We start from the raw sequence: 25,292 nt of genomic DNA on the forward strand, positions 1-25,292 counted from the left end.
GCGAGCCGTGGCGGGCGCGGCCCGCCAAGTCGGCTACGCCGACGATGAGCGCGAGTCCCAGGAACACCCCGACGGCGATCATGCCGGTGGCGTACGCGTCATGGAACACCACGAGCGGATCGCGGTCGCCCTGCTCGCGATAGACCGTGGCGTAGAACAGGGCGAGGGCGATCGCCGTCCCCACGGCCGTGCCGATGCGCTGTCCGAGCTGACCCACCGACCCGGCGACGCCGCCGCTGGACACCGGGATGTCGGCCAGAGTGAGGGTCTGATTCGGCGAGATCACCAGACCGCCGGCGAACCCGCCCACGACCATCACCGCCGCCATCGCCCACGGGGTCCACGCGGGCGGGGTCGTCAGCGCGACGAGTGCCAGGGCTCCGGCCGCGGCGACCATCCCGAGGATTCCTGCTACGACCAGCGGACGGCCGATGCGCGTGACGAGGGTGCCGCCGACCCAGGAACTCCACGCCGAGGCCACCGCGAAACCGATCGTCACCATTCCGGCGAACACCGGCTCGAGCCCGAGTCCGCCCTGCAGGAAGAGCGTGCCGAGCAGGAACATGGCGGGCACCGCCGCGAAGTACGCGGTGGAGATGAGCACGCCGTTGCGGTACGAGCCCAGCGCGAAGATCGAGAACGGCATCAGTGGCATCCGCCCGCGTTCGGCGTAGCGGCGCTCCCAGAACACGAACGCCGCGGCGAAGACGACCGACGCGACGAGCAGCCACCAGCGACGCGGGTCGTCGTCGGGCGACCCCGTCGTGAAGAGGAACGGCCACATCAGCGCGATGATCGTCAGCCCGAAGAGGATCACGCCCACCGGGTCGAGGTCGAGCGCACGATGCGAGGCGGTGCGGGTGTTCGGCAGGAGCCAGGCGGCGAGGACGATCACGATCAGCACGAGCGGGATGTTGATCCAGAAGATCAGCCGCCACCCGTCGGTGTCACCGCCGAGGGCGATGAGCAGACCTCCCAGCGTGGGCCCCAGAGCCGTCGCGATCCCGATGGTCGCGCCGAACAGCCCGAAGGCGCGACCGCGTTCCTTCCCCTGGAACAGCTGCTGCACGAGCCCGAGCACCTGGGGCATCTGGATGCCGGCAGCCACACCCTGCAGCAGACGCGCGGTCAGCAGCACCGCGGTGGTGGGAGCCAGCGCGCACGCGAGACTCGTGACGAGGAACAGCGACAGTCCGACGAGGAACAGCACGCGCCGCGACCGCTGGTCGCCGAGTCGTCCCGCCGGCACGAGGACGAGACCGAACGTCAGGATGTACCCCGAGACCACGAGCTGCAGTTCGGTGGGTCCCGCGTTCAGCGCCGCCTCGATCGACGGGAGAGCGACGTTCACCTTGGTGAGGTCGAGGATCGTGAGCGCGGCGACCGACACGGCGATCCAGTACGCGCGCCACCGATGGCGCGTCGAAAGCGGGATGTCACGTGTCGGCGGGTGGGGGGACGTGCGATCTTCAGGCATCGCCGCTCACGCTACTCGGGGCCACCGACCCCGCGGTCGGGCTTGCGCGAATGGATCAGTCGACGTCGCGGCGGGCGAGCACCGCACGCAGGATGAAGAAGACGACGAGCGCGACGACCGCGACCAGCACGAGGCGGAAGACGAACGTGATGAACCACAGCAGGACGTTGACCAGCAGCCAGGCGATGACCACGGCCGCGATGACGCCGAGGACAGTCCAAAGGGTGCTCGTGCGCATGCTCCCAGCCTACGCGAACGCCGCTGCCGCCGCGTCCTGGCGGATGACGCTCGGGCCGCGCGGCGTCGCGGTCACCCGGACCTGCGCGGGGAGCTGATCCTTCATCGACGCGACGTGGCTGATCACGCCGACGGTGCGCCCGCCCTGACGAAGCTCGTCGAGCGTGCGCATGGCGAGGTCGAGGGTCTCGTCGTCGAGCGAGCCGAAGCCCTCGTCGACGAAGAGCGTGTCGAGGCGGATGCCACCCGCCCGCGCCGTGACCACCTCGGCGAGCCCGAGCGCGAGGGCGAGGGAGGCGAGGAACGTCTCGCCGCCGGACAGCGACTGCGGTGGTCGGCACTGGCCGGTGAACGCGTCCATGACCTCGAGTCCGAGGCCGCTCGCGGCTCCTCGAGCTGCCAGAGCGTCGGTGTGCTGCAGACGGTACCGGCCGGCCGACATGTGATCGAGGCGCAGGTTCGCGGCATCCACGATCTCTTCCAGCTCGGCCGCGAGCACGAAGGTCTCGAGCGCCATGCGGCGGGTGTTGGGGGCGCGCCCGGCGACGGTGTCCGCCAGACGGGCGACGACCGCGTGCGCTTCGGACAGGCGTGCGATCGCGGCGCTGCCGGCATCGGCTCGCTGCGCGAGGTCGCGCACGCGGGCCGCGACGGCGGAGGCGGCGGCGTGCGCGGCGGCGGCGGCCTCGACCGCGTTCCGGGCCTCGCGCACCGCAGCGGCCGTGGGCGACAGGTCGATCGGATCGTCGGGCGCCCCGACGAGAACGAGCTCGAGGTCGAGAAGACGGCCGCGCGTGGCGGCGAGCGCCGCGTCGTGCTCGGTGATCGCGCTCTCCGTGCGACGGCGTGCCGTGGCGTCGCGGAGGGCGACGCGCGCCTCGTCTTCGTGGGAGAAGATGCTGTCGGCCAGCAGCCCGTCGAGGGCGGCGCGCGCGTCGGCGGCGGCGCGGACGCAGGTCTCGAGTTCGATCCGCGCGGCGCTGACAGCCCGGACGGCGTCGCGCCGGGCGGTGAGGTCGCGGCGACGCGCCCGGACGGTGGGGAACGTGTCACGAGCCGCGAGGACGGCGGTCCGAAGGGCGTCGGCCCGCTGAGCGTGCAGCGCGAGATCCTGGCGAGCCGCGGCGAGCTCGCGTGCGAGCCGCTCGCTCTCGGCCGCGTCCGACTTCTCGCGGTCGAGCAGCGCGGTCCGCTCGGCGGCGAGACGATCGTGTTCGGCGACGTCGGCCTCGGCGCGGGCGAGCGTCTCACCGATGCGCTCCCGCCGCTCGAGCAGGGCGCTCAGCGATTCGCCGCCCGCGCGGGCCGCAGCCAGGGCATGGGCGTCCCGCGCGACGCGCGAGGCGTCCGACGCCAGCCGGTCGCGCTCGGTGGCGACGTTCTTGCGGTCTTCGGCGGCGGACACCTCGGCATCGGTGACCGGTTCGGCGGTGCCCACGGCGGGGGCGGGATGCTCGCGGGAGCCGCAGACGGCGCACGGCTCCCCGTCGATGAGCGCGTGGGCGAGCTCGGCCGCGGTCCCGGCGAGCCGGCGACGCAGGAGCGAACTCCACGCCTCGACGGCGAGCCGCAGTTCGTCGGCGCGCACGAGCGCGGTGAGATCGGCGGTGTCGCGCTCCTCGGCGAGCTTCTCGGCGTCGCGCGCCGCGTCGATCCGACGGTCGACCTCGGTCCTCTCGGCCACCGCCACGTCACGACGGGACAGCGCGTCGACGAGTCGATCGAGCCGCTCGTCGAGGGCGGCCAGCGTCGTCGGCACGCCGGCACGGCGAGTGGCGACGTCGTCGGCACGGCGCTCGGCACGTTCCACGTCCGCGTGCCGCACGGCTGCTTCGGCCTCGATCGCCGCGAGCTCGTCCTCAAGGGCGAGCGCCGCGTCGACGCGCGCGAGCAGGGTGGTCAGCTCGTCGTCGCGCGCGGTGGGGCCGGACGAAGCGTCGAGTCCCGTCTCGCCGAGGCCGGCGGCGACCCGGACCGCGGTCTCTGCCGCCGCTCGGGCGGGCGCGATCGCGCGGTGCGTTCGGTCGAGGGCCTCGATCGGCGCCCGCAGCGCCTCCGCGGCTGCCGCGGCGACGACCTCTTCGCGCAGCGCCGCGATCCGCTCGGCGTCGGATTCGAGGGTCGAGAGGTGCTCCCGCGCCGCTCGTCGCTCGACCTGACGCTCGTGCATCGCCGTCGCCTCGCGCTCGGCCGCGAGCGCGGCGTCGAGGGTCGCCGTGGCCGCTGCCCGGTCGTGGGCGGCGGCTTCGACGCGGTACTGCGCGCGCTCGACGCCGCGGACCACGTCGGCGAGCCGTTCGACGATCGTGAGCGCGGGACGGTCGATGGTCCCGCCTTCGGCGCGAACCCGCGTCGGGGCGTCGTCCTCGGCGCCGGTCTCGCGCTCGGTGTCGAGGTCGGCGATCATCCGCTCGGCCTCGCCGAGGAGCGTGGACACCTCGGTGCCCTCCGCCGCGAGGCGCTCGGCCGCGCTCTTGCGCCGTTCGTCGAGTGCACTCGCGTACTGCTCGAACGAGCGCGTACCGAAGAGGGTGCGCAGCAGCGCCTGCCGCTCGTCGTTCTTCGCGAGCAGGAACCGCGCGAAACGGTTCTGCGCCAGCAGGATCACCTGGAGGAACTGCTGCTGCGTGAGCCCGAGAATCTCATCGAGTCGTGCAGCGACGTCGACGGGGCGCGCCGCGACGCCCGTCCATCCCTCGGGCTCCCGCACCTCGAGGGTGGCCCGGTGCGGCTCCTTCGTCGTCCCCGTGCCGTTTCGCTTCGGGCGCTCGTACTCGGGCGAACGCGTCACGCGCCACCGCCGCCCCTCGGCGCTGAACTCGACCGTCACGCTCGTGGGATCGTCGAGTCCGCAGTGGTCGCTGCGCAGGCGCCGCTCGCTTCCGTCGTAGCGGGGCACGCCGCCGTAGAGGCCGTAGCAGACGCCGTCGAGCACGCTCGACTTGCCCGCTCCCGTCCGACCGGCGATGAGGAAGATGCCGTCATCCGCGAAGGCGTCGAAATCGACGCTCTGCCGCTCGAGGAACGGCCCGAAACCCTCGAGCTCGAGGCGGTGCAGCTTCACGAGCGCGCCTCCGCCACGGCGCGCGCGTCGAGCACCTCTCGCACGAGAGCGCGCTCGGCGTCGGAGGCGCCCTCGCCTTCACGGACGTGCACGAGGAACGCGTCGATGATCTCGGCGTCGTCGCGGGCCGCCCGTACCCGGCGCGCATAGCCGAGGCCGTCGTCCGCGCGGGGGGCGGCCGGCACGTGGGCGACCGTCGCGCACCAGGGGAAGCGCGACTGCAGCCGACGCATCGGGTCGAGCTGCGGCGTGGAATCGGTGTACTCGGCTCGCACCCACTGATCGACGTACTCGTCGAGGGCAGGATCGCCGAGCAGGTCGTCGAACGGTGCGCGCAGGGTGACGAGCGGACGCGGAACGGGGAGCTCGAGCCACTCGACGGATGCCAGCCCTCCCGCGTCCAGGTCGACGAGCCACGACCCGCGGGGCTTGCCGGCCTCGCCGAAGCTGTAGTGCAGGGGCGCTCCGGCGTAGCGCACACGATCCGAGAGCTGCTGTCTGCCGTGGATGTGGCCGAGCGCGATGTAGTCGGGTCCGTCGAAGACGGGCAGCGGAACGTTGTCGAGGCCGCCCTGTCGAATCTCGCGCTCGACACCGGGAGTGGCCTCGACGCCGGCGGCGAAGCAGTGGGCGATCACGATCGAGCGCCCCCCGCGCGACGCCAGGTCGCGTCGGATGACCTCCATCGCGTGACCGATCGTCTGCGCCTGGCTGCGGAGTTGGACGCCGTCCCACAGGTGTCGTACGATCGCCGGCTCGAGGTACGGGATCCCGTAGAAGTGCACCGGTCCGTCGGCGTCGGGGATCGTCACGGGGGCGCCGACCGACAGCGGATCCGTGACGACCGTGATCTCGTCACGCAGCAGAACCGACTGGAAGCCCAGTCGCGCCGCGGAGTCGTGGTTGCCCGACGTCACGATGACGCGGGCGCCCGCGTCCACGAGCGAGGCGAGAGTGTTCGTCAGCAGCGGGTAGCAGGCCGCCGAGGGTGCCGCCGAATCGAAGACGTCACCCGCGACGACGACGACGTCGACGTCGCGGTCGCGGACCTGCGCCACCAGGACGTCGAGCACTGCGGAGAGCGCGTCGAGCGTCGAATGGCCGTGGAACGACCGCCCGATGTGCCAGTCGGAAGTGTGCAGGATCCGCATGAACACACGGTACGTCGAGCCTCCGACATCGACGCTCAGCGCGGTCGCGGTTCGCGCACGCCGAGGCGTGCGGCCGTGTCAGCCGCCGGAGACCTCCGCGGCGAGGGCGCGGATCCGATCGTCTCCGAGGTCGAGTCCGATATCGGAGAAACGCTGGCGGAGGACGTCGACGATGCGCTCCTCGGGAGCATCCCCCACATCGGCGCGCGTCTGCACGACGACGCCGGCGATACGCGCCTCGTCGTCGGTGGGGTGGGTGTCCATCGCGGGGCCGGACTGCTCGCCGGGCCGCGAGACCTTGCCGTCGTCGTGCACGGCACCGCCGACGGAATCCGCCGCGGACGCTCCGCCCGCGGGGGCGTCGGACGGCTCGGGGCTGCGGGTCTGGTCGGTCATGTCATTCCTCCGTGCTCATGTCGGGGTCGATGCCCTGGCTGGCGGCGTCGCCCTCGATAGGGTCCGACGGCTCGGCGTCGTTCAGACGCGGGGAACCCTTCGCGTGGTCGTTCTGCTCGGCGGTCTCCGTGTCGGCGACATCGCCGCTCTCCCAGCCTCCGGGCGGGTTCGCATCGATGACACCCTCGGGCAGGTCGCGATCGTCGGTCATGGCATCCCCTTTCGAGGTCCCCAGCTTCGTCGGCGCCGACCCCGGGGCCCCGGGGGTTGACGGGTGGGGAGGGCGCGGGTACCGGCTGTCAGCGCCGCGCGTGCAGGAGGCCGGCGCGCTCGGGGTGGGCGTCGAACCACTCGCCGACGTACCAGCACACGGGCAGGATCTCGCGCTCGCCCGCCTGCTGGATGGCATCCACCGCGCGCTCGACGACGACCGCGGCATAGCCATGCCCGCGGTACGTCGGGATCGTGAAGGCGCGGGTGAGCGCCACCGTCCGGCCGTCGTCGCGGTAGTCGAGCACGGACACCAGGTCGTCACCGTCGTGCAGGGTGTAGCGCGAAGCGGCACGGTCATCGGCGAAACGCAGGTCTGTCATACGCCTCACGCTACGCCGATCCCCCGGACGCGGCTCCGACGGAGCACTCTGTTCGATGAACGCACAGTCCACCCGCGGAGAGTGATCAGGATGCCACGTCCTCGCGGTGTCATGACTTGACGCAACCGAACACCTTAGGTCATAATCAGCGGCATGACTGTCAACGCGTTTTCTCTGTCCGCCCGGGAGGCGAACAGGACTGCCGGCATGATGATGCCCGGCCGCGTTGTCATGTGTTGTCGAATGTGCCGCTAACAGCGACCCTCGCCTCGACGACCCCGCGCTTCTGAACGCCGGCGTTGTCGCCCGGTCGTCCGCCCGTCGCGTCGATCACGCGCAGTCGGACACCGCGCTCCGGCCCCTCGGCCACACACCTCCCGTCGAACCCCGCCTCCTCGACGCCCGGGTTCACCACTGAAGGACACCATCCTCATGTCGATCTCCGCCGTTCTCGACCGCCCCGCACCCTCGACGCCCGCCCGCGCCGTCGTCACGCCGCCGCCCGCCCGCCGCACTCCGACGCCACAGCCCGACGCCACCCCCGCGCCGGCTCCCGCGACGCCCGGCGCCTCGCCCCGCCCCACGATCCCCGCCGGAACCTCCCCGCGCGGCTTCGCCCTCTACGTCGGGATCGACGAGGCGAAGGCCGCTGAAGCGGGCGTCAGCCTCGGCACCCTCGTCGAGGCCCTTCGCCGCACCCTCGGCGAGCTCGCGCCCGCAGCCGAGACCTACGCCACTGTCGCCCTCGCCCCCGCCGGTGCGGGCGGCCGTGACGTTGACGTCGTGCGGCTCGCCCTCCACGAGCCGTCGGCGGTCGCCCGCACGAAGGACGAGCCCGCCGGGGAAGACCGTGCGCCGCGCGGCGTCGTCGTCGACATCTCCCGCAAGCGTGTGCTGCTCGACGGCGAGTCCGCCGCCTTCACCTTCAAGGAGTTCGAGTTGCTGCAGTACCTCGTGCTCCGCGAGGGCCGCACGATCGAGCGCGCCGAGCTCGTGGCATCCCTCTGGGAGGGGGCGACCGACGACGACGCTCCCGGCGAGCGCACGATCGACGTCCACGTACGTCGTCTGCGCGCGAAGCTCGGCGCCTACGAGGACATCGTCCGCACCGTGCGCGGCGTCGGCTACCGCTTCGACCGCCACGCCGACGTCTCGATCCGCTACGGCCACGGCACCCCTTCGCCCGACCGCTTCTGACCGGGGGACTCCGCCGAGCCCGATGTCGGCGGGGCCGCGTAGGGTGTCGGCATGACATCGACCCGGGTGCCCGCGCGACTCGCGTCGCGTGACCCGCGCCCGATCCCCGCTCCCCGCGAGCGCGAGTACCGCCCCTCCCGGCGGGTCGATGTCGATCGCACGGTCGCCGCGCAGCGTCACGGTCGCAACGACCCGACATATGCGGCAACGGGATCGCTGCGAACCGGTGGCGTGATCTGGCGGGTCAGCCGGACGCCGTCCGGCGTCGCCACCCTCGCGCTGCGCGCCACCGCCGCCGGCACGGTCCGCGCCGCCGCGTGGGGGACGGGCGCGGAGTGGGCCCTCGATCAGCTTCCGTCGCTGTGCGGCGCGCTCGACGATCCGAGCGACTTCGACGCGTCACGGCATCCCTCCGTCGCCGAGTGGCACCGACGCCACCCCGATCTGCGGATCGGACGCACCGATCTGGTGTTCGACGCGCTCGCCAGCGCGATCATGGAGCAGAAGGTCACGGGCCTCCAGGCGTTCTCCGCCTGGCGGAGCATCGTCACGTGGTACGGCGAACGGGCTCCCGGCCCGACGCCCCACCCGATGTTCGCTCCCCCCGATATCGAGGGCTGGCGCCACGTGCCCTCGTGGGCGTGGCACCGCGCCGGCCTCGAGCCGCCTCAGTCCCGCACGATCGTGGAGGCCGCGCGGCGCGGAGGCTCGATCGAGCGCGCCGCCCGGGCAGCCGCCGACGGGGAAGCCCGCGACCGGGTGTTCATCAGCCTCCGCGGGGTCGGCGTCTGGACGAGCGCCGAGACGCGCATCCGCGCTTTCGGGGATCCGGATGCCGTGAGCATCGGCGATTATCACCTCGCCCACCAGGTGGGTTACGCCCTCACCGGCCACCGCACCGACGACGACGGCATGCTCGAACTGCTCGAACCGTTCGCGGGGCACCGGCAGCGCGTCATCCGGCTCATCTACGCCGGATCAGCCCTCGAGCCGCGGCGCGGCCCCCGCCTGCACCCCGAGGATCATCGCGCGCGCTGAGACGGCGACGACGCGCGCCCGTAGGCTGAGGTCATGACGCAACCCGGAACGGGCTGGCCCCGCGGACGCACGTATTGGCTGCTGGGCACCGTCGTGCTGGTGGGAGCCGGCATCCTGTTCGGGCTGGTGTGGCAGAACGTGTGGCTCGGCCTGCTGTTGGCCGCGGTCGTCTCCCTCGGATGGCTCATCGCCTTCGAGTCGAGCCGCGGGCGCAATGTCGGGGTCAACGACCCCGACAACGGCGTGGAGCTCTGAACCGGCTACGCCGCCGCCTCCGAGATGAATAGCGCGCAGGTCGTGTCGTAATAGTCGCCGGTCTCCCCCGCGGGACGCATGCCGATCCGCACCGCGACCGCCTGCGACGCGACGTTGTCGGGATGAGTGACGGCGAGGACGCGCGGGATGCCGGTCGCGTGGGCGAGCGCGAGGACGGCGGCCGCGGACTCCGACGCGAATCCGTGGCCGTGCGCATCCGGATGGAAGTGCCACCCGATCTCGATCTCTTCGGGCCGGCCGTGCCCCGCGCCGGTCGACCACGGAATCGGTTTGAGCAGGATCACACCGACCCGCGCGCCGTCCACGGTCGTGACGGCCCGGATCCCGAGCACGCCGTCCGCCCGCGCGCTCCAGCGCTCGAGCAGGGCGTCGACCTCGTCGGCATCCGCCATCGTCCGACCGTCTCCGATGTACCGACGCACATCGGGACGCCGATACAGCTCGAACAGAAACGCGCGATCCTCCGTCGAGCGGGTCCACTCCCGCAGCACGAGACGCTCGGTGACGAGGCGCGTGCGCCGCATCGGCACGTGCGGGATGCCGTCTTCAGCGAACGGGTCCCCGGCCACGACGAATCCGAAGCGGCCGTACCAGTCGGCGAGGTGCGCCTGTGCGTCGAGGAGGATCGGGATGCCGGGAGCCTCGCGATCGAGCACGTCGACGGCCGCGCGCATCAGGTCGGCGGCGAGCCCGCGACCGCGGGCGGAAGCCGCCGTCGCGACGCGGCCGATGCGCTTGTTCCTCTCCTCGCGCAGGATCCGGAGGGTAGCGAGTACATCACCCGAGGCATCCTCCGCCCACATCAGCTCGGCACCGGGCTCGATGTCGCGGCCATCGATCTCGGGGTAGGCGGCTTCCTGCTCGACGACGAAGACGCTCACCCGCAGCCAGAGCAGCCGGTAGAGAGTGAGGGGCGCGACCTCGGCGACGGACGCGCGGTGAATCGTGACGGGCATCTCTCGACGCTATCGCTCCGTGTCGCTAGCCTCAGCCCATGTCGTTCCAGGCGTACCTCGACGCGGTCGAGAAGAAGACGGGACTCACCCCGCGCCAGCTCGTCGACCTCGCGCACGAGCGCGGTTTCGGCCCCGGCACCAAGGCCACCCCGATCCTGGAGTGGCTGAAGCAGGATCACGACCTCGGACGCGGTCACGGCATGGCTCTCGTGCACGTCATCACCAAGGGGCCGCGGATCAGCGACACCCACGTGGCATCCGGCGGAACACACAGCGATCCGACGGACACGCTGTGGCTCGACGGGGCTGCCTCGAACCCCCACCGCTGACGAAGTCAGCCGCTTCCGAACCGGCGCGATGCGGCCATCTGCTCGGCCACCCGCCGGAGCGCGAGGATGAGCGGCTCGACGAGTGCAGTTCCGAGCACGACGTAGCGGACGGCCGCCTCGGCCGAGTCCGTCGGCGTCGAGTCGAGTTCCGCCTCGCCGATGGCTCCGAGGTGCTCGACGTAGGCGGCGAGCACCGACTCCGGAACGGTGAACCCGGCCCGCTCGAGCGAGGTGAGCGCACGGGCCACGGCGGCGACCTGGCCCGGCGCGCAGTCGTCCGCCTGACCGCCGAAGCGCGCCACCAGCGCGCGCGCCGGGCCGAGGTCGAGGAGGTCGTCGTCCGCTTCGGGGGGATTCACCGCGTCGCTCGCGGCACCGAGGAGAGCGCCCGGCGCCTCGGGCGGGTTCTCGAGCACAGCGACGACGTTGCGGACCCCCGCAATGCCGACGCCGGCGTCGACGAGCGCGCGGATGACGCCGAGCCGGCGAAGGTGCGCGTCGCCGTAGGTCGCCCGGGTGGGCGAGGTCCGTTCCCCCTCGGGCAGCACGCGCTCGCGCAGGTAGTACTTGATCGTCGCGACGGACACACCGCTGCGGGCGGACAGCTCCGAGATGCGCATCGAATCCCCCTTGACTGGATAGTCCTACTATCCAACACTAGATAGTGACACTATCCAGTGAGGACGGACCCATGGCATCCATCAATCCGGGTCGCATGACCCACCAGCACGAGGGCGAACTCGTCGTCTTCCACATCGGCATGACCATCAACAGGTGGTGGCGGCCTGACGCCTGGCTGCCCGTCTTCGGCGAGATGGGACCCATGCTCCGCGAACTGAGCATGGACCCGGACTCGGGCCTCCTCGGGTTCACGATGCTGTTCGGCGCGCGGGGGCCGTACCTCGTGCAGTACTGGTCATCGCTCCAGAAGCTCTACGCCTACGCTTCGGCCCCCGCCCAGGCCCACCGCCCGGCCTGGACCCGCTTCAACAAGCGAGCCCGGAAAGCCGCCGGCGCCGTGGGCATCTGGCACGAGACGTATCTCGTCGACCGTGCCGAGTCGATCTTCGTCGCGACGCCGCCGATGGGACTGCCGAAGGCGACCGCGATCGTCCCCGTCGGTTCCCGCCACGACCGCGCCGCGGCACGGGCCGCCGACGGGCGCACCACCGCACGCCCGACGGTCGAACCGGCTCAGTAGGCGCTGTCGGGGTTCAGGATGCCACGCGGGTCGAACACCCGTTTGATGTCGTCGTGCAGGCGCACGACGTCCTCGCCCAGTTCGCGGCGCGCCCACTCGCGCTTGAGACGGCCCACACCGTGCTCGGCGGTCACCGTCCCGCCGAGCGAGAGGGCCAGCGCGAAGATGTCGTCGGCAGCGCGCACGGCGCCCTCGGGCAGATCGCCGACCTGGTCGTCGACCACGATGATCGGGTGCAGGTTGCCGTCCCCGGCGTGGCCGAAGACGAAGATCGGAACCTCATGCCGGTCGGCGATGAGGCGGATGCCGCGGATCGCCTCCGCGAGCCGGCTGCGCGGTACGGCGATGTCCTCGATCAACGGCCGGCCGATCCGCTCGAGGGCCGGAAGCGCCTGACGGCGCGCGTGCAGCAGGTCGGCGGCACGATCGGCATCCTCGGTCCACTCGTGGTGGGCCGCGGTCGGAGCGACCGCCTCGATGACGACCCCCATCTCCTCCGCCGCCCCGAAGCCGTCCGTCTGCGCGAGGAGGAGCGCGTCCCCCCGCTCCCGCAGCGCGGTGCCCTCAGCGGCGTCGATCGCCGCGAGCGTCGCGCCGTCGAGGATCTCGAGCACCGCCGGGCGCGCGCCGCTGACCGCGATGGCGGCCACCGCGTGCGCCGCGTCCTCGAGGGACGCGAAGAACGCCGAGGCGGTCGCGAGCCGTCGCGGGACCGGCAGAAGACGCACCCGGGCGGCGACGATGATGCCGAGCGTCCCCTCGGACCCCACGACGAGCCCCGCGAGGTCGTATCCCGTCACCCCCTTGATCGTGGGGCGTCCGAGGCGCACCAGCGAGCCGTCGGACAGGACGACGTCGACGGACAGCACGGCGTCGCGCGTCACGCCGTACTTCGCTCCCCGCAGGCCCCCGGCGTTCGTGGCGATGTTCCCGCCGATCGTTGAGATGCCGACGCTGCCCGGGTCCGGGGCGTAGAAGAGACCGTGGGCCCGGGCCGCGGCATCCAGATCCGCGGTGATGACACCGGCCTCCACCTCGGCCGTACCGTCGACCGCATCGATCGCCCGGATGCGGGTGAGCTGCGAGAGGTCGAGGACGATCGTGCCCTCCCCCGCCACCGCGCCCCCCGCGAGTCCCGAACCGGCGCCCCGCGTGACGAGGGGGAGTCCGGATGCCGCGGCCCGTCGGACCGTTTCCTGGACCTCCGCGACATCCCGCGCCACGACGATCTCGGCGGGAACGCCCACCGGTCGCAAGCCCGACCGGTCGACGGCACGGTTGATCTCGGTCGCGGTCACGCCACGTTCCGTTGCCCGAACACGACCTCGGGATCGATCCCGCGGCGCGCAACCTCGTCCCGCACGAGCGGGATCACCAGGCGCCCGGCATCCACCGCATCGTTGAGGTCGCCGAGCGTGGGGAGCGACACGATGTCGGCCCCGAGTTCGACGTACCGCACGATCGCCTCGGCGACGGTCTCGGGCGACCCGACCAGGAGCGACGACGCACCGCCGGAGCCGGCCACGCCCCGCGGCGTCCAGAGGACCCCGCCGTCGTGCTCCTCGGACTGCTCCGAGAGTTCCCGCAACCGCACGGATCCGACGTTCGTGCTGTTGATGTCCTTGACCTTCTCGTAGAACGGTCGGGCCGCCTCGAGGATGCCGCGCGCCTTCTCTCGCGCGAGGGCGTCGGTCAGGGCGACGACCGGCCGGAAGGTCACCCAGAACCGGATGCGGTCCGTGCGACCGGCGGCGCGGGCGTGGGCGTAGACGCGGTCGATCTGCTCGGCCGTCTGCGCCAGCGGCTCCCCCCACAGGGCGAAGATGTCGGCGTGCGCGCCGCCGGAGGCGTACGCGAACTCGCTCGAACCGCCGAGCGACACCGGCAGCGCGCCGCCGGAGTGCGTGGCGTACCCGGGACCGAAGCCGTCGAAGCGGTAGAACTCCCCGTCGTGGGAGAACGGGGCGCTCTCGGTCCACACCCGGCGCAGGAGCTGGATGAACTCCGACGAGCGACGGTAGCGCTGCTCCTTTTCGAGGTAGTCACCCTGGCGCGCCTGCTCGTCGTCGCTGCCGCCCGAGATGATGTGCACGAGCGCACGGCCGCCGGACAGCTGGTCCAGCGTCGACAGGCCCTGCGCCGCGACCGTCGGGAACGCCGAGTTCGGGCGGACCGCGACGACGGTCTTCAGCGAGCGGGTCGCCGCGAGGACGGTCGCGGCGAGCGCGTACTGGTCGGCGCTGGCCGAGGCGTAGGGGATCAGGGTGTAGTCGAACCCGTAGGTCTCGATCGTCCGGGCGTAGTGGCGGAGCCAGTCCACGTCGATCGGCTGGGTGAAGGTGCTGCCGCTGACGGCGGGGGCACCGGGCGGGCGGCTGCCGACCATGTTGACGAATTCGATGGGCATGGGGAGTCCTTTCTCGGAGACTTCGGGTCAGACCGTGGCGGGCACGGCGGGGCGGATGCCGCGCGGATCGGGGACCGCGGCGACGAGCGACTGGGTGTAGGGATGCCGGGGGTTCTCGAGCACGTCGGCGGCGGAGCCGTGCTCGACGACGCGCCCGTGGCGCAGCACCGTGACGGTGTCGGCGATCTGGCGCACGAGCGCGAGGTCGTGCGAGACGAAGAGGTAGGTCAGCCCGCGCTCGACCTGCAGGCGTGCCAGGACGTCGAGGATCTCGGCCTGCACGGTGACGTCGAGGGCGCTCGTGGGTTCGTCGAGCACGAGGACGTCGGGTTCGAGCACGAGGGCGCGGGCGATCGCGACCCGCTGACGCTGCCCGCCCGAGAGCGCCGCGGCCCGACGGCGCCACAGGTGTTCGCGGAGCCCCACCGCCGACAGCGCCGCGCGGACGGTCTCGCGGCGAGCCCGCCGGTCTCCGACGCGGTACCGGTCCAGCGGTTCGCGCACGAGGCTCTCGACGTGCCACGAGGGATCGAGCGACGTGAACGGGTTCTGGTACACCAGCTGCAGGTGCCGGCGCACGTCCCGCAGCGCGCGCCGGGAGCGCCCGTGCACCGGCTCGCCCGCGACGCGCAGGTCACCGGCATCCGGGGTCTCCAGACCCAGCAGGAGCCGGACCGTCGTGGTCTTGCCCGACCCCGATTCGCCCACGAGGGCGTGGGTGCTGCCCGCGGCCACGGCGAAGGACACGTCGTCGACGGCGCGGAGCTCCTCCCCGCCGACGCAGAACGTCTTCACGGCGCCCTCGACCCGCACCGCCGGGTGCGACGCGTCGATCCGGCGTGCGGCGAGCGTCGCGCGATAGCGGTCCGGCGCGAGGGCCGGCACGTCGGCGCGGAGGGCGGCGGCGTACTCCGAGCGGGGCGCGGCGAACACCTCGGCGACCGGTCCCGCCTCCTGGATCGTGCCGTCACGGAGGACGACGAGGTCGTCGGCACGCTCGGCGGCGAGCGCGAGATCGTGCGTGATGAGCAGGAGACCGATGCCCAGCGACGTCCGCAGCTCCGTGAGCAGGTCGAGGATCCGCTTCTGGATCGTCACGTCCAGGGCGCTGGTGGGCTCGTCGGCGACGAGCAGCGCGGGCGAGGGCAGCACCGCCAGGCCGATCAAGACCCGTTGCAGCATTCCGCCGGAGAGCTGGTGCGGATACGAGCGGTACACGCGCTCCGGGTCGGTGAGCCCGACGCGCTCGAAGACCTCCAGGATGGCCGCCCGTCGGCGTGCAGCATCCCGCTCCCCCGTCAGCGCGGCGGCCTCGTGGGCCTGCGCGCCGATGGTGCGGACGGGGTTGAGGGCCGACGCCGGATCCTGAGGCACGAAGCCGAGACGGCGACCGCGCAGCGGCCGGAACCGCGCCGGAGACAGGGCGAGCACGTCGTCGCCGTCGAGCAGCACGCGCCCTTCGGCGCGGCCGGAGTCGCGCGGCAGCAGACGCAGCACGGCCTTCGCGATCGTCGACTTGCCCGATCCGGACTCGCCGATGAGGGCGAGGCTGCGACCGCTGTGCAGGTCGAAGGAGACATCGTTCACGACGCGGCGCCCGCCGTACGACGCTGACAGGTCGCGGACGGAGAGGAGAGGTTCTGTCATGGCTCAGTCCTTCGCTCGCAGCCAGCGGCTGACGCGGTTGATCGACAGCACGACGACGACGATGACCGCCGACGGGGCGTAGACGAGCCACGGGCTCGACACGAGATAGTCCTTGCCGGCCGACACCAGCAGGCCCCAGTCGGATGCCGGGGGCGGGTCGCCGTAGCCGAGGAAGGCGAGCCCCGCGATGACGAGGATCGACACCCCGAACTGCAAGACCGCGAGCGACAGCACCGACCGAGAGGCATTGGGCAGCACGTGTGTGAGCAGAACTTGCCAGCGCGAACCGCCCTGCAGCTGCGCGGCCTCGACATAAACGGTGTTCCGGACCTTCAGTGCCTCGGATCGCATGACGCGGGCGAAGACGGCCACCGCGGAGACGCCGGTCGCGATCGCCGCGTTGATCGTCTGGAAACCCAGCGAGCTGACGACGACGACGGCGAGCAGGAAGCTCGGGATCGCCAGCAGCACGTCGACGACTCGGGCGGTCACGACATCCACAAGACCGCCGAAGAAGCCGGCGACGAGCCCGAGCAGCCCGCCGATGACGACGGCGATCCCCACGGCCACGAGGGCGCTCAGCACCGACGAACGCGTCCCGTAGATGACGCGCGCGAGGAGGTCGCGCCCGAGGTTGTCGGTGCCGAACCAGTGCGCTGCGCTCGGCGCGAGCAGTTTCTCGCTCGTGTCTCCCACGACGGGGTCGTACCCCGCGAAGAGCGAAGGAGCGATGGCCCACGCCGTGGCGACGAGGATCACGAGCACCGACACGACGACGGCGACGGGGATGCCACGGCGCCGACGTCCGGCGGAATCGGCACCGGTGAGGACCGGCGAGAGGACGGCGGTCATCGGACGCTCGCTTTCTCAGGGAGGGCCGCGTCCCCGGTGGGGGCGGGCACGGCGGCGCGGCGCGGTTGGAGTAGTGACACGCGCGGGTCGAGCAGCGGGTACAGAAGGTCGGCCACGAGGTTCACAGCCACGAAGATGACGGCGGCGAGCGCCACGACGGCCTGCAGCACCGGCAGGTCCTGCGTGGCGACGGCCGTCTGCACGACGCTGCCGATCCCCGCGCGTCCGAAGACCGTCTCGGTGATGAGGGCACCGCCGAGCAGCTCACCCACCGTCAGCGCGATGATCGTGATGACCGGAAGCGCCGAGGGCTTGAGCAGGTGCGCGAAGAACAACCGGGCGCGGCCCAGCCCCCGGGCGTAGGCGACGACGGCGTAGTCCTCGCCGAACTCGTGGTCGAGTCCGGTGATGAGCACCTGTGCGATCTGGGCCGACACCGGGATGCCGAGGGCCACCGCCGCGAAGAACGTGGCCACCGGGGCGTCCGGATCGATCACGGAGAACAGCCCGAGCTGGAACGCGAACACGTTCAGCAGGAGCAGGCCGATGACGAAGTTCGGCACCGAGAGGAACAGCGCCGGAACCGACCGGAGGAACTGTGCCGCGCGGCGCGGGAGCACCTGGGTGCCGTAGGCGATGACGAAGGCGAGCACGAGGGCGACGCCCAGCGCCGACGCCGCCAGGGCGAACGTCGACGGCAGGGCGTCTCCCACGATCGTGGCCACCGGTCGGCTCGACCTCAGCGAGATCCCGAGGTCGCCGCGGACGAAGCGCGAGAGCGCCTCGACGAGCTGGACCCACACCGGGCGGTCCAGTCCGTAGAACTCCACCATCCGCTGGATCTCGTCCTCGGTGAATCCGTTCTCGGGGTTGCGCAGGGTGCTCGTGAGCGGATCGCCGGGGAGCACGCTGATCACGACGAACGTCAGCACGTAGGCCAGCAGCACCACCACGACCGCTTGGCCGAGGCGCTTGGCCGCGAAGACCAGGTAGGTGGGGTTCACGTCGGGCGTCCTACTTCTGCAGGTACGCCGTGGCGTAGTTCGCGATCGCGACGCCGTTGTACGTCACGCCCTGCAGCTTCGGGCTCTGCACGTAGATGCGCTGCACGATCTGCGTGATCGGCACGAACAGCCCCTGCTCGAGGACGTACGTCTGGAGTTCGTCCACGGCGCTCGCTCGCGCGTCGCGATCGGTGGCGCGGGCGATGCGGTCGCGCAGGCCGTTCAGCGTGGGGTCGCTCTCGCCGAGACCGAACCAGTCCTCGCCCTTGTTGGCGTTGGTGAGGATGCTCGCGACCGTGCCCACGTCGATGAAGGATCGGGTGATCTCGTACAGCGGGGTCGTGGCATCCGGCTTCACCTTCTCGCCGAAGGTCGCCACGTCGTACGTCTGCACCGTCACCGTGAAGCCGAGGTCGCCGAGCTGTTGCGCGACGAGCTCGTCGATCGAGGCCGACGTGGCCAGGTACGGGTTGGCGTAGAGGGTCACCTCGAGGGGCTGTCCGCCCTTCGAACGGGTGCCGTCGGCGCCCTTCACCCATCCCGCCTCGTCGAGCATGGCCGCGGACGTCTCGGGGTCGTAGGCGAATTCGGCCGAGTGGTCGGTGGCTTCGGGGACGTTGCTCTGGATGAGTCCCCGGGCGGCCTCCCACCCGTCGGTGTAGACGGTGTCGAGGATCTGCTCGCGGTCGATGCCGTGCTGCAGGCCCTGCCGCACGCGCACGTCGTCGAACGGCGCGGACTGCACGTTCACGCGGTAGCCGTTGGTGAACCCGAGGTACCGCGGCAGACCGGCGACGAAGCCCTGGGCGGTGAGGCTCGTGATCTCGCTCGGCTGCACGTTGTAGATGACCTGCGCCTGGCCCGACGTCAGCGCGCCGATCCGGGTGCTGGACTCGGCGACCTGCTTGTACGTCAGCGTGTCGAGGTGGGCCGGGCCGGTGTGGCCGAGGGCCGCCGGACCCCACTGGTAGTCGTCGCGCTTCTGGAGCACCACGTCGTCGCCGTCGGCCCAGCTCTGGATGGTGAAGGGGCCCGAGCCGGAGAAGTTGTCGAGGTCGCCCTGCTCCTCCTTGCTCAGCGCGAGCGTCCTCGGCGAGACGAGGATCGAGCCGTGGTAGCCGAGGGTGGGGATGAAGCCGAGGGTCGGAGCGGAGAAGGTCACGGCGACCGTCTTCGCGTCGACGGCGGTGGCCTTCTGGTAGGTCTTCGGGAACAGCCCAATCGGCGCGATGCCCTTCTCGGCGCTGCCGAACGCCCAGGAGTCGAGGTTGGCGACGACGGCGGCGGCATCCAGCGGCGTGCCGTCCGAGAACGTGACGCCGTCCTTCAGGTGCAGCGTGAATTCGGTGGCATCCGTGTTCTGCTCCCAGCTCTCGGCGATCCAGGGCGAGACCTCGCCCGCGTCGTCGACGTAGACGAGCTTGTCGGTGACCTGGCCCCAGATGTTGCCCTGGTAGCTCGAGATCGAGCTCTCATTGGGCACCCAGCTGCTGCCGAGCGAGTTGATGAGGAAGACGACGTCGCCGCCCTCGGTGGGGGCGGCGTCCGTTGGGGCGGACGCGGTCGTCGAACCGGCGCAGCCGGCGAGGAGGGTCAGGGACAGGGCGAGGGCCGCGCCGAGGGCGGCTCGGCGTCGGCGCTTCGGGAATGCGGACATGGCGGTGATCTTTCGTCGGGGAACCGACCGCGGTGCACGGCCGGGAACTCTGCAGCGAGTCTCGGCGCGGTCCGCGAGAGCGTCCAACGACGACGACCGATGGGAAACGATCGGTCCGGATGATGGATGCCGAAACCCCCGGGATCCGCAGGATTCCGGGGGTTTCGAGGCGGTGGGGGGTCATGTCGGGTCGGCCGGGCGGCCCGCGCGCATGACGCCGTGTTGCGTCAGAGGCCGAGGGCCCGCTTTCCCGCGGCGAGGAGCGCCGAGTCCTCCTGCGGCGGGTGGACGCGAGCGGAGAGGACGTCGCGCAGGTGACGCTCGAGGGGGTTCGACCGGCTCAGCGCGGGATTGCCGAGGGCCGCGACCGCGGTCTCGACCGCGGCGATCGCGGAGCGCACGATCAGGATCTTCGCCAGCGGGACGCGCGCCACCGCCTCCGCGTCGCCGGCCACCGCACGCTCGGTCACGCCGTACAGCAGGGTCTCGGCCTGCACGAGCTGCGCCTCGATCTCGCCGGCCACCGTCTGGATGCGCTCGGTCGTCGCGATCGGGCGCCCGAGTCCCGCGGGCACGCGATCGTGGGCGAAGCGGGAGAAGAAGTCCTGCGCCGCGCGCGCGACGCCGACGTAGAGCGCGGCGTGCGTGAGCCCCAGGGCGCTAGCCTGGGCCGCCGGGTCGCGGTAGACCCCCGTGTACGGGATCTCGAGGAAGTGGTCCGCGGGCGCTTCGACACCGTCGTAGACGACGTCGTGGGTGGAGCTGGCCCGCAGCCCGAGGTGGTCCCACGTGGGGATGATCCGGATGCCGGGTGCATCGCCGCGGACGATGAGATGGCCGACCCGCGGTTCGGGGTCGTCGGTCTTCGCCCACACGAGGTGGTAGTCGAGACCGGTGCTCGCGGTGACGTACGCCTTCCGCCCCGTCACCGCCCAGCCGTCGGCGGTGCGCCGGACGGTGGTCGACGGCAGTCCGCCGCGGGCGGGGGCGCCGAGCTCGGGTTCGGCGCGCGCGGTGTTGATCGAGACGGGCCGCTCGGCGGTCTCGGCGACGACCCGCTCGTACAGGTGCGCCGGCCACACGTCGCGGTCGATCTGGGCGACATGGGTCGCGAGGGTGTTCGCGACGATGAGGGCGACCGAGGGGTCGCCTCGGCCGATGGCCTGCAGGATGCGCAGCCGCTCGAGCGCATCGACCTCGTCGCCGCCGAAGCGTGCACCGATCACCGCCTGGAAGACGCCCGCGCGGTGCGCAGCGGCGAGGCCGTCGGCGGGGAAGTCACCGGAACGGTCGTAGTGCTCCGCGGTCTCGGCGACGGCGGCGGTGAGGGCGCCGAGGTCGACGCGCGGGAGGGTCGGAGAGACAGTCATGCTCCCCATGCTCCGCGCGCGGGACCGCGCACGTCCAACAGGGATCCCCGAACCGCACCCATCGGCGTTCCCGATGGACGGCCGCTCACGCCGAGACGGCGTGGATGTGGCGACGCACCGCGAAGAACCCGTCGAGCGACGTCAGCGCCGCCTGCTCGACACCCGCCTCCAGACCCCGGCGCGTGATGAGCCGCACGAAGATGCGGCCGAGGTCGGGGAAGTCCCGGCGCACCACGAGCCCGGCCGGAGCGCGCCCCGCGGTGGGGAGCACCGCGATGCCGAGTCCGGCCCGCGCCGCCGCGATGACGCCCTCGAGGCTGGCCGACTCGGCGGCGATGTCGACGCGGGCGCCGATGTCGCCGAGCTGCTGCAGGGCGCGCTGTCGCATGCCGCACGGCTCGACGTAGGCCACGAGCGGGACCGCCTCCCCGTGCGCCGGGGGCTGCCAGCCGGGCGACGCGTACCAGTTCAGGGGCAGGTCGCCCACCTCGACGCCGGCCACGGTCGATCCGGTGTCGAGCACGACCGCGAGGTCGATCGTGCCCTTGGCCACGGCATCCGTCATCCGCGTGGATCGGTCGATGTGGAACTGCACCTGCCGCTCGGGGAACGCGCGGCGCAGGGTCCCGAGGAGTTCGGGCAGGATCTGCTCGGCCGCCGTCTCGGTGGAGCCGACGACGATCGTCCGGGCGCGGGTGACGTCGAGACGGGCGAGGGCCTCGTCGTGCACCGCGAGGATGCGACGGGCCTCGGCCAGCAGCTTCTCGCCCGCGAGCGTGAATCGCGCCCGCCTCCCGTCGCGCTCGACGAGGGGCTGCTGCAGACGCTTCTCGAGGGAACGGACGTGCTGGCTCACGGTGGGCTGGCTCATGTGGAGGGCGACCGCGGCACGTCCGAATCCGCCGCACTCGTCGATCGCGACGAACGTGCGCAGTTGGATGATGTCGAGGGTCTCGGCCATGCCTGGACGATAGACGGCGGAGGGGCGCTCGCGCTCGGCGGCGGTCATGCGCGTTCACACGGCATCCATCACGCGGCACGATGAGTGCCCATCACGGAGCGGGCATTGCTCGTGGCGGAGGGGCTTCCTAGGCTCGGACGGGCGCGCGCCACCCGACCGGCGCGACGGCAGGGAGTGAGAGATGAGCGACTTCTTCGACCGCGAGGGCGATCGCGCCTACACGCGCGACTACAAGGAGACGACGCCGGACGTGCTGGCCGCGTTCACGGCGTTCAACGACAGCGTGTTCGCCCCCGAGGGGCGCGAGATCCCGCTGAAGTTCCGCGAGCTGATCGCCCTGGCCGTCGGGATCACGACGCAGTGCACGTACTGCATCGACGGTCACTCGCAGGCGGCCGTGCGCGCGGGGGCGTCGAAGGCCGAGCTCGCCGAGGCGGCGTGGGTGGCCACCGCGATCCGCGCCGGCGGCGGGTTCGCCCACGGACGGCTCGCGTTCAAGCTGTCGGGCATCCACGACGCCGAGGCGGTGCACGCGCATGTCTGACGTGCTCGTGAGCGCTGCCGCGCTCGGTGAGGCTCTAGCGGCCGGCCGGTTCGCCGACGGCGGTCCCGTGCGTGTGCTCGACGTGCGGTGGCGTCTCGATCGTCCCGACGGGCTGCCGGAGTACCGCGCGGGCCACATCCCCGGCGCGCAGTACGTCGACCTCGACCACGAGCTCGCGGCGCACGGCGAACCCACCGACGGTCGGCATCCGCTCCCCCCGGTCGAGGCGTTGCAGGACGCGGCCCGCCGCTGGGGCATCGACGACGGGGACACCGTCGTCGTCTACGACGATCTGAAGAACCTCTCGAGCGCCCGGGCGTGGTGGCTCCTGCGGTACGCCGGCGTCGCCGACGTACGCCTCCTCGACGGGTCGTTGCGCGCGTGGACCGACGCCGGGTTCGACGTGGAGACGGGGGATGCCGCCCTCCCGACGCCCGGATCGGTGACGCTGGCCTACGGCGCCCTGCCCTTGCTGCCGCTGGAGGACGTGGCCGAGTTCGCCGACGGCGGGCTGCTGCTCGATGCGAGAGCGGGCGAGCGGTACCGCGGCGAGGTCGAGCCCATCGATCCGCGCGCGGGACACGTGCCGGGCGCGGTGAGCGCCCCGACGACGGAGAACGTCGGCGCCGACGGCCGCTTCCACGACGCGGAGGCTCTCCGCACGCGCTTCACCGAGCTCGGCGCCCTGCCCGGGATCGAAGTCGGTGTGTACTGCGGCTCCGGCGTCACCGCGGCGCATCAGGCGGTCGCGCTGACCCTGGCCGGGTTCACGCCGCGGGTGTTCCCGGGGTCGTGGAGTCAGTGGTCCAACCACCCGGACCTGCCGGTGGCTACCGGTCCCGAGCCGCGCTGAGTCAGGCCCAGAGCTCCTCGATCGGCACCGCGCGGCCGAGCACGTGCTCGGCGGCGCGGTGCCCCGAGAGCAGGGCACCGGGCACGGTCGCGGGGTCGTCGCCCCATGTCGCCTCACCGGCGAGGTGCAGGACGCCGCCGACCGGCTGGGCGAGCTCGTCGTGGTCGGGGCCGACCGACCCGGGCTTCATGTAGCTGTACGACCCGCGCGAGAACGGGTCGTCCTGCCAGCGGGTGACGACGACGCTCTCGGGCTCCGGGATCCCCTCGCCGTACAGGCGGCGCAGCTGCGCCATCGTGGAGGCGGCGATCTCCTCATCGCTCCAGTGCCGCGTCGCGACGGCGGCCGGGCCCGCCGCGAACGTCAGCAGCGCAGCCTCGTCGTGGATGCGACCCAGGTCGTACCAGGAGTGCCACCACTCCCCCTCGTCGCCGAACTGGCGGATGCCGTACACCCCGGCATCCCAGAACCTCTCCGGGAAGCGCAGCACGACCTTTTCGAAGGCGTTGGATGCCAGCACCCCGAGCACCCGCTGATGGGTGTCGGGCAGCGGCGGGGTGATCGTGACGTCGCCCGAGTGCAGGACGCCGATGGGGAGGGTCACGACGGCGGTGGCGCCGGGGAAGGTGCCGCGATCGGTCGTGATGGTCACGCCCTCGTCCGACCAGTCGATCGCCGTCACGACCTGCTCGAGTCTCACGTCGAGGCCGGCGGCGAGGTTCGTGGCGAGTTCGTCGTATCCGCGCGGGAAGACGACCTCGATCCCGTTGACGGTGTCGTCGTCGAGGCCGTGCGCGCCGAGCACCGACATGTGGACGCCGTACTGCTCCTCGGCGCGGCGGCCGTTGTACTCACGGACGCGCTGTGCGCGCTCGGGGGCCCAGTCGCGGGCCGCGAGCGCTACCTCGACGACGTCGGCGTAGGTGGCATCCGGGGCGGAGCGCGCGATGACCTCGACGAGATCCGCGTTGAGCGTGCGGACGTCATCGGCGAAGGCCTGCACCTCGTCGGACCCGAGCCGCTCGCCGTCGGGCCCGAAGTAGGCGAGCGGCCGACTGTCGGGCTGGTACCCGCCCACCGTGAACTCGACCATCGGCATCCCGAACGCCCGCGCGGCGGCCTCGACGGGGCTGTCGTCGATGCCGTGGATCCAGGAGGCGCCGCGGTCGGTGACGTGGTGGCCGTCGCGCTGCGAGTGGACGCGGCCACCCACCCGGTCGCGCGCCTCGAGGACGACGACGCGACGCCCCGCGCGAGTCAGGAGGCGGGCGGCGCTCAGGCCGGCGATTCCCGCTCCCACGACGACGGTGTCGAACTGCTCCGGCATGACGGCTCCTTCGGGTAGACGACCGTGTCACGAGGTTAGTGTGAGCGCATGATTCCGTGGGAGAACCTGGTGGCGTTCACCCTCGCCTCCGTGGTGATCATCGTCATCCCGGGGCCGAGCGTGCTCTTCGTCATCGGGCGGTCCATCGCGCTCGGCCGCCGTGCCGGCGTGCTCAGCGTGGTCGGGAACTCTCTCGGCACGGTTCCCGCGGTGATCGCCTTGGCCTTCGGCGTCGGGGCGATCGTGGCGTCGTCGGTCGTCGCCTTCACGGTCATCAAGATCGCCGGCGCGGTGTACCTCGTCTGGCTCGGCATCCAGGCGATCCGGCATCGGCGGGACGGCGCCGAGATCGGCGCCGTCGGGGGCCGCTCGGCCTGGACGCTTCTGCGTCAGGGGATGGTCGTCGGTCTGACCAACCCGAAGACGATCGCGTTCTTCGTCGCCGTGCTGCCGCAGTTCGTGTCACCCGCGGCGGGGCCCGTGTGGGCGCAGCTCCTCGTCCTCGGGATGCTGTTCCAGGTTCTGGCGCTGCTGTGCGACAGCGCCTGGGCGCTCGCGGCCGGGACCGCCCGGGCCTGGTTCGCGCGGTCGCCGCGCAGGATCTCGGGACTGGCGGGCGCCGGCGGGGTGATGATGATCGGGCTGGGCGGGGCACTGGCCTTCACCGGCGCCAAGGCCTAGGTCGTGGTGAGCAACCTATGAATCACAGAAAGGTAACGGCATCCTCTTCCCTTCCGTTACCTCACCGTTATAGA

General features: G+C 71.9%; 26 protein-coding genes. 8 read left to right on the forward strand and 18 right to left on the reverse strand.

The window, feature by feature from the left end; genetic code table 11:
* The 7 genes from D8Y23_RS12365 to D8Y23_RS12395 all read right to left on the reverse strand — a co-directional run.
* The coding region (locus D8Y23_RS12365) for an MFS transporter (protein ID WP_128218430.1) at positions 1-1,477 on the reverse strand (1,477 nt) is incomplete at its 3' end.
* Positions 1,478-1,532: 55 nt separating this feature from the next.
* Positions 1,533-1,715: a hypothetical protein gene (locus tag D8Y23_RS12370; protein ID WP_128218431.1), complete on the reverse strand. Its 183-nt coding sequence runs from the start codon at positions 1,713-1,715 to the stop codon at positions 1,533-1,535.
* A 9-nt stretch (positions 1,716-1,724) separates the two neighbouring features.
* Positions 1,725-4,778 (reverse strand): AAA family ATPase, encoded by a 3,054-nt coding sequence (locus D8Y23_RS12375; RefSeq protein WP_128218432.1) that lies wholly within the window; start codon positions 4,776-4,778, stop codon positions 1,725-1,727.
* The gene (locus D8Y23_RS12380; RefSeq protein ID WP_128218433.1) at positions 4,775-5,929 is read right to left on the reverse strand and encodes an exonuclease SbcCD subunit D; all 1,155 of its coding nucleotides are present in this window, start codon (positions 5,927-5,929) and stop codon (positions 4,775-4,777) included. The genes D8Y23_RS12375 and D8Y23_RS12380 overlap by 4 nt, the downstream gene beginning before the upstream one ends.
* A gap of 78 nt (positions 5,930-6,007) precedes the next feature.
* Positions 6,008-6,325, reverse strand: a complete 318-nt coding sequence (locus D8Y23_RS12385) for a hypothetical protein (RefSeq protein ID WP_128218434.1) — start codon at positions 6,323-6,325, stop codon at positions 6,008-6,010.
* A 1-nt stretch (position 6,326) separates the two neighbouring features.
* Complete coding sequence (locus tag D8Y23_RS12390; protein WP_128218435.1) at positions 6,327-6,536, reverse strand: hypothetical protein; 210 nt, start codon at positions 6,534-6,536, stop codon at positions 6,327-6,329.
* 88 nt (positions 6,537-6,624) lie between these two features.
* A complete protein-coding gene (locus D8Y23_RS12395; RefSeq protein WP_128218436.1) occupies positions 6,625-6,918 on the reverse strand; it encodes a GNAT family N-acetyltransferase in 294 nt (97 codons plus the stop codon).
* Positions 6,919-7,350: 432 nt separating this feature from the next.
* Here D8Y23_RS12395 and D8Y23_RS12400 point away from each other — a divergent pair, with 432 nt between their 5' ends.
* From D8Y23_RS12400 to D8Y23_RS12410, 3 genes are read left to right on the forward strand one after another with little or no spacing between them, the layout of a single operon-like run.
* Positions 7,351-8,115, forward strand: a complete 765-nt coding sequence (locus tag D8Y23_RS12400; protein ID WP_128218437.1) for a winged helix-turn-helix domain-containing protein — start codon at positions 7,351-7,353, stop codon at positions 8,113-8,115.
* A 51-nt stretch (positions 8,116-8,166) separates the two neighbouring features.
* Complete coding sequence (locus D8Y23_RS12405; RefSeq protein ID WP_128218438.1) at positions 8,167-9,153, forward strand: DNA-3-methyladenine glycosylase family protein; 987 nt, start codon at positions 8,167-8,169, stop codon at positions 9,151-9,153.
* Positions 9,154-9,186: 33 nt separating this feature from the next.
* Complete coding sequence (locus D8Y23_RS12410) at positions 9,187-9,408, forward strand: hypothetical protein (protein ID WP_128218439.1); 222 nt, start codon at positions 9,187-9,189, stop codon at positions 9,406-9,408.
* A gap of 5 nt (positions 9,409-9,413) precedes the next feature.
* On the opposite strand, the gene D8Y23_RS17280 is transcribed toward D8Y23_RS12410, so the two are convergent.
* The gene (locus tag D8Y23_RS17280) at positions 9,414-10,385 is read right to left on the reverse strand and encodes a GNAT family N-acetyltransferase (RefSeq protein ID WP_128218440.1); all 972 of its coding nucleotides are present in this window, start codon (positions 10,383-10,385) and stop codon (positions 9,414-9,416) included.
* 38 nt (positions 10,386-10,423) lie between these two features.
* On the opposite strand from D8Y23_RS17280, the gene D8Y23_RS12420 reads away from it, so the two are divergent.
* A complete protein-coding gene (locus tag D8Y23_RS12420) occupies positions 10,424-10,714 on the forward strand; it encodes a DUF4287 domain-containing protein (RefSeq protein WP_128218441.1) in 291 nt (96 codons plus the stop codon).
* A gap of 5 nt (positions 10,715-10,719) precedes the next feature.
* Here the strand turns inward: D8Y23_RS12420 and D8Y23_RS12425 are convergent, their stop codons facing one another.
* Positions 10,720-11,334, reverse strand: a complete 615-nt coding sequence (locus D8Y23_RS12425; RefSeq protein WP_128218442.1) for a MerR family transcriptional regulator — start codon at positions 11,332-11,334, stop codon at positions 10,720-10,722.
* Positions 11,335-11,405: 71 nt separating this feature from the next.
* Between D8Y23_RS12425 and D8Y23_RS12430 the strand changes: the two genes are divergently transcribed.
* A complete protein-coding gene (locus D8Y23_RS12430; protein WP_128218443.1) occupies positions 11,406-11,915 on the forward strand; it encodes a DUF4188 domain-containing protein in 510 nt (169 codons plus the stop codon).
* Here D8Y23_RS12430 and D8Y23_RS12435 read toward each other — a convergent pair.
* The 8 genes from D8Y23_RS12435 to D8Y23_RS12470 form a co-directional block, all read right to left on the reverse strand.
* Positions 11,909-13,213 carry an FAD-binding oxidoreductase gene (locus D8Y23_RS12435; protein WP_128218444.1) on the reverse strand — a complete coding sequence of 435 codons (1,305 nt, stop codon included), beginning with the start codon at positions 13,211-13,213 and terminating at the stop codon, positions 11,909-11,911. The genes D8Y23_RS12430 and D8Y23_RS12435 overlap by 7 nt on opposite strands.
* On the reverse strand, positions 13,210-14,322 hold the full coding sequence (locus tag D8Y23_RS12440) for an LLM class flavin-dependent oxidoreductase (protein ID WP_128218445.1): 1,113 nt from the start codon (positions 14,320-14,322) through the stop codon (positions 13,210-13,212). Before D8Y23_RS12440 ends, D8Y23_RS12435 begins: the two co-directional genes overlap by 4 nt.
* Before the next feature lie 27 nt (positions 14,323-14,349).
* Positions 14,350-15,969, reverse strand: a complete 1,620-nt coding sequence (locus D8Y23_RS12445; protein WP_128218446.1) for a dipeptide ABC transporter ATP-binding protein — start codon at positions 15,967-15,969, stop codon at positions 14,350-14,352.
* 3 nt (positions 15,970-15,972) lie between these two features.
* Positions 15,973-16,821, reverse strand: a complete 849-nt coding sequence (locus tag D8Y23_RS12450; RefSeq protein ID WP_128218447.1) for an ABC transporter permease — start codon at positions 16,819-16,821, stop codon at positions 15,973-15,975.
* Positions 16,818-17,825, reverse strand: a complete 1,008-nt coding sequence (locus D8Y23_RS12455; RefSeq protein WP_128218448.1) for an ABC transporter permease — start codon at positions 17,823-17,825, stop codon at positions 16,818-16,820. The genes D8Y23_RS12450 and D8Y23_RS12455 overlap by 4 nt, the downstream gene beginning before the upstream one ends.
* A 10-nt stretch (positions 17,826-17,835) precedes the next feature.
* Positions 17,836-19,482: an ABC transporter substrate-binding protein gene (locus tag D8Y23_RS12460; protein WP_128218449.1), complete on the reverse strand. Its 1,647-nt coding sequence runs from the start codon at positions 19,480-19,482 to the stop codon at positions 17,836-17,838.
* Positions 19,483-19,709: 227 nt separating this feature from the next.
* The gene (locus D8Y23_RS12465; protein ID WP_205797140.1) at positions 19,710-20,852 is read right to left on the reverse strand and encodes an acyl-CoA dehydrogenase family protein; all 1,143 of its coding nucleotides are present in this window, start codon (positions 20,850-20,852) and stop codon (positions 19,710-19,712) included.
* Positions 20,853-20,937: 85 nt separating this feature from the next.
* A complete protein-coding gene (locus D8Y23_RS12470) occupies positions 20,938-21,813 on the reverse strand; it encodes a LysR family transcriptional regulator (RefSeq protein ID WP_128218451.1) in 876 nt (291 codons plus the stop codon).
* Positions 21,814-21,994: 181 nt separating this feature from the next.
* Here D8Y23_RS12470 and D8Y23_RS12475 point away from each other — a divergent pair, with 181 nt between their 5' ends.
* Both D8Y23_RS12475 and D8Y23_RS12480 read left to right on the forward strand, forming a co-directional pair.
* Positions 21,995-22,357: a carboxymuconolactone decarboxylase family protein gene (locus tag D8Y23_RS12475; RefSeq protein WP_076495178.1), complete on the forward strand. Its 363-nt coding sequence runs from the start codon at positions 21,995-21,997 to the stop codon at positions 22,355-22,357.
* Positions 22,350-23,210, forward strand: coding sequence for a sulfurtransferase (locus D8Y23_RS12480; RefSeq protein WP_128218452.1), 861 nt, complete (start codon positions 22,350-22,352; stop codon positions 23,208-23,210). The genes D8Y23_RS12475 and D8Y23_RS12480 overlap by 8 nt, the downstream gene beginning before the upstream one ends.
* A gap of 1 nt (position 23,211) precedes the next feature.
* Here the strand turns inward: D8Y23_RS12480 and D8Y23_RS12485 are convergent, their stop codons facing one another.
* Positions 23,212-24,537: a flavin monoamine oxidase family protein gene (locus D8Y23_RS12485; RefSeq protein WP_128218453.1), complete on the reverse strand. Its 1,326-nt coding sequence runs from the start codon at positions 24,535-24,537 to the stop codon at positions 23,212-23,214.
* 48 nt (positions 24,538-24,585) lie between these two features.
* On the opposite strand from D8Y23_RS12485, the gene D8Y23_RS12490 reads away from it, so the two are divergent.
* The gene (locus tag D8Y23_RS12490; RefSeq protein WP_128218454.1) at positions 24,586-25,218 is read left to right on the forward strand and encodes a LysE family translocator; all 633 of its coding nucleotides are present in this window, start codon (positions 24,586-24,588) and stop codon (positions 25,216-25,218) included.
* Positions 25,219-25,292 lie beyond the last annotated feature (74 nt).

It is taken from the genome of Microbacterium enclense (genome assembly GCF_004022425.1).
Classification (GTDB): Bacteria; Actinomycetota; Actinomycetes; order Actinomycetales; family Microbacteriaceae; genus Microbacterium; species Microbacterium enclense_A.